At 48.6% G+C, this 3,643-nt stretch carries 3 protein-coding genes, 1 tRNA gene and 1 pseudogene; 3 read left to right on the forward strand and 2 right to left on the reverse strand.

The genetic code is table 11. The features are described from left to right. The first annotated feature begins 151 nt into the window (after positions 1-151). Both murB and birA read left to right on the forward strand, forming a co-directional pair. Positions 152-1,180, forward strand: a complete 1,029-nt coding sequence (gene murB, locus FDX03_RS21145) for a UDP-N-acetylmuramate dehydrogenase (protein WP_048214126.1) — start codon at positions 152-154, stop codon at positions 1,178-1,180. Further along, the gene (gene birA, locus FDX03_RS21150; protein ID WP_115644119.1) at positions 1,177-2,139 is read left to right on the forward strand and encodes a bifunctional biotin--[acetyl-CoA-carboxylase] ligase/biotin operon repressor BirA; all 963 of its coding nucleotides are present in this window, start codon (positions 1,177-1,179) and stop codon (positions 2,137-2,139) included. The genes murB and birA overlap by 4 nt, the downstream gene beginning before the upstream one ends. Before the next feature lie 35 nt (positions 2,140-2,174). Here birA and coaA read toward each other — a convergent pair whose 3' ends face one another. Both coaA and FDX03_RS23770 read right to left on the reverse strand, forming a co-directional pair. Then, positions 2,175-3,125: a type I pantothenate kinase gene (gene coaA / locus FDX03_RS21155; RefSeq protein ID WP_040232296.1), complete on the reverse strand. Its 951-nt coding sequence runs from the start codon at positions 3,123-3,125 to the stop codon at positions 2,175-2,177. Positions 3,126-3,427: 302 nt separating this feature from the next. Beyond that, positions 3,428-3,496: pseudogene (locus tag FDX03_RS23770) on the reverse strand (hypothetical protein); the annotation flags it as partial. Positions 3,497-3,515: 19 nt separating this feature from the next. Between FDX03_RS23770 and FDX03_RS21160 the strand changes: the two are divergent. Continuing rightward, positions 3,516-3,591 (forward strand) — tRNA-Thr (locus FDX03_RS21160). Positions 3,592-3,643 lie beyond the last annotated feature (52 nt).

Below are 3,643 nucleotides of genomic sequence, written 5' to 3' on the forward strand. Positions count from 1 at the left end.
TTGTAGGCCTGATAAGCGCAGCGCATCAGGCAATAAGTACGGCTGCAGCGCGTACCATCGGGGGCAAAGCAACATCCTGAGCCTCCATAACACAAGCCATCCTGCAGCATATGCGGTAAACTAAGCGCGATTTTGCATCAGGAAAGCGTCTATGAATCACTCCCTTAAAGCCTGGAACACCTTCGGTATCGATCAACAAGCTAATGAACTTGTCCGCGCCGAAAATGAGCAACAACTACTGAATGCCTGGCAATTAGCCAATGCATCACATCATCCAGTACTGATCCTGGGCGAAGGGAGTAACGTCCTGTTTCTTGATACCTTCCAGGGAACGGTGATCGTCAACCGTATCAAAGGTATAGAGGTTACAGAGAAGCCTGACGCGTGGTACCTACACGTTGGGGCTGGTGAGAACTGGCATCATCTGGTACAGCATACATTGCAGCTTGGCATGCCTGGACTGGAAAACCTGGCGCTTATTCCCGGCTGTGTTGGCTCATCGCCAATCCAGAATATTGGTGCTTATGGTGTGGAACTTCAGCGTGTTTGCGAATATGTGGACTGCATTGAACTGGCTACCGGTAAGCATCTGCGTGTAAGTGCCACAGAATGCCGATTTGGATACCGCGACAGTATCTTCAAGCATGAGTACCAGGATCGTTTCGCGATTGTAGCCGTTGGGCTGCGTTTACCTAAACAGTGGCAGCCCGTCCTCACTTACGGTGACCTGACGCGCCTGGATCCTGCAACGGTAACACCTCAGCAGGTTTTTGATTCTGTTTGTCATATGCGCACCACAAAGCTGCCCGATCCAAAAGTAAACGGTAATGCGGGGAGTTTCTTCAAAAATCCGGTTGTCAGTTCGGATATCGCACAGGAACTACTGGCGAAATTTCCGATTGCGCCTCATTATCCGCAGGCTGATGGTTCTGTGAAACTGGCTGCTGGCTGGCTTATCGATCAATGCCAGCTTAAAGGCATGCGCATTGGTGGCGCAGCGGTACATCAGCAGCAGGCACTGGTGCTGATAAATGCAGAGCATGCGACGAGTCAGGATGTGGTGCAACTTGCGCATCACGTACGCCAAAAAGTCGGTGAGAAATTCAATGTCTGGCTCGAACCGGAAGTCCGGTTTATCGGCCCGCAGGGTGAGGTGAATGCCGTGGAGATCGTTGCATGAAGGATAATACCGTCCCCCTGACGCTTATTTCATTATTAGCCGATGGCGAATTTCACTCCGGTGAGCAACTCGGTGAAACGCTGGGAATGAGCCGTGCGGCAATCAATAAGCATGTCCAGACGCTACGTGACTGGGGTGTTGATGTATTTACTGTCCCTGGTAAAGGATATAGCTTACCTGAACCTATCCAGCTATTAGATTCATCACTTATTCATTCTCAGCTGGGCGGCGGAAACATTACTGTTCTACCCGTAATCGATTCAACCAACCAGTATCTGCTGGATCGAATTGGGCAACTGGAATCCGGAGATGCCTGCGTGGCGGAGTATCAGCAGGCTGGTCGTGGTCGGCGTGGGCGTAAATGGTTTTCGCCATTTGGTGCTAACCTGTATCTCTCTATGTTCTGGCGCCTGGAGCAGGGCCCGGCCGCTGCAATTGGCCTGAGTCTGGTCATTGGTATCGTCATGGCTGAGGTTTTACGCGATCTGGGTGCGGATAAAGTTCGTGTTAAATGGCCTAATGATCTCTATTTGCTCGATCGTAAACTGGCAGGGATCCTGGTAGAACTCACTGGTAAGACGGGTGATGCCGCACAAATCGTTATTGGTGCCGGAATTAACATGTCTATGCGCCGGGTCGAAGAGAATGTGGTTAATCAGGGGTGGATTAACCTACAGGAAGCAGGCATAAACATTGACCGTAATACTCTTGCGGCTCGACTGATCCGCGAGCTTCGTGCTGCACTGATACTGTTTGAGCAAGAGGGGTTAGTGCCTTATTTATCACGCTGGAAGGCACTTGATAACTTTATCAACCGCCCGGTTAAACTCATTATTGGCGATAAAGAGATATTTGGTATCTCGCGGGGAATAGATGCTCAAGGTGCACTATTGCTTGAGCAGAATGGTGAGATAAAGCCATGGATGGGTGGGGAAATATCGCTCAGAAGCGCTGAATAATAAGAAGAAGGGGAGCATCGGCTCCCCTTTTTTATTTATTTTCTTAACCTGACTTGCTCAACGGCATGATTGGCGCTCTTGGTCATGATTAAACTGGCCCGCTCACGCGTAGGTAGTATGTTTTGTTTTAAATTCAACCAGTTAATCTCTTTCCAGAGCGACATTGCTGTATTGATAGCCTCATCTTCGGACAATTTCGCATAGTTATGGAAATAAGAGTCAGGGTTGGTAAATGCCCCTTCACGGAATTTCAGGAAGCGGTTGATATACCATGTCTGGAGTAATTCTTCTGGCGCATCAACGTAAATAGAAAAATCGACGAAGTCAGAAACAAATACATGATGCGGGTCGTGGGGATAGTCCATTCCGCTTTGTAATACATTTAACCCCTCGAGAATCAATATATCCGGCTGGGCAACGGTTTTGTCACCATCAGGGATCACATCATAGATCAGATGAGAATAGACCGGCGCTGTGACGTTAGGGACGCCTGACTTCAGGTCGGAAACAAATTTTACCAGACGGTGCATATCATAAGACTGAGGGAAGCCTTTCTTCTTCATGAGCCCGCGTTCTTTCAACACCTGGTTTGGGTGAAGAAACCCATCGGTCGTAATCAGCTCAACTTTGCGGTGCTCTGGCCAGCGGCTAAGCAGTGCCTGCAAAACGCGCGCTGTCGTACTTTTACCGACGGCGACGCTGCCAGCAATACTAATGATATAAGGAATACGCTCGCCATTCGTGCCTAAAAATTGCTCCAGCACTGCCTGACGTCGCAGGTTCGAACTGATGTAAAAATTTAGCAAACGCGATAGAGGCAAATAAATCTCGGCAACTTCTTCCAGCGATAAGTCTTCGTTAATGCCTTTAAGACGAGCAATCTCTTCCTCGGTCAGGGTCATCGGCACGGAATCACGAAGCGCAGCCCACTGGTTGCGATCAAACTGTAGGTAAGGCGACGTTAACGCTTGCTCTTTTATACTCATACGCATGGTCTGGCTGTCATTGCTATATCAGGTCTGCGGTAAAAAACGAAATCATCCCCGGCACGCAATGGCACGCACATTTCAGTTAATTTGGACAATGGGCAGGAGGGTAACACCAGATGAGGGGGAATAATAAGAAAAAATCGTCCCCTGAAAAGCATTGTGACGAGTATTCCAGATGTATAAAGATGTGCTTTCTCTCTGTCTGGACGTGAATAACGGAGCAAAACCCTCTCCGGTTATAACGCTCAACGTTGGAAATTTGTGCAATTCAGATAAGAAATAGATTATTTATCGGGCGTATAGTGCAAAATGTGAGCGGAAGAACATTTTATGCAATTTTTTAGTTGCATGAGCACGCAGGTATCCATAAAATGCGCGCTACTTGATGCCGACTTAGCTCAGTAGGTAGAGCAACTGACTTGTAATCAGTAGGTCACCAGTTCGATTCCGGTAGTCGGCACCATCAAGTCCGGTGGGGTTCCCGAGCGGCCAAAGGGAGCAGACTGTAAATCTGC

Source organism: Citrobacter sp. wls827 (genome assembly GCF_005280875.1).
Classification (GTDB): Bacteria; Pseudomonadota; Gammaproteobacteria; order Enterobacterales; family Enterobacteriaceae; genus Citrobacter; species Citrobacter youngae.

Coding starts and splice junctions, on each gene's coding strand:
- coaA (WP_040232296.1), bottom strand. CDS start 3,125: ATGAGTATAAAAGAGCAAGCGTTAACGTCGCCTTACCTACAGTTTGAT.
- birA (WP_115644119.1), top strand. CDS start 1,177: ATGAAGGATAATACCGTCCCCCTGACGCTTATTTCATTATTAGCCGAT.
- murB (WP_048214126.1), top strand. CDS start 152: ATGAATCACTCCCTTAAAGCCTGGAACACCTTCGGTATCGATCAACAA.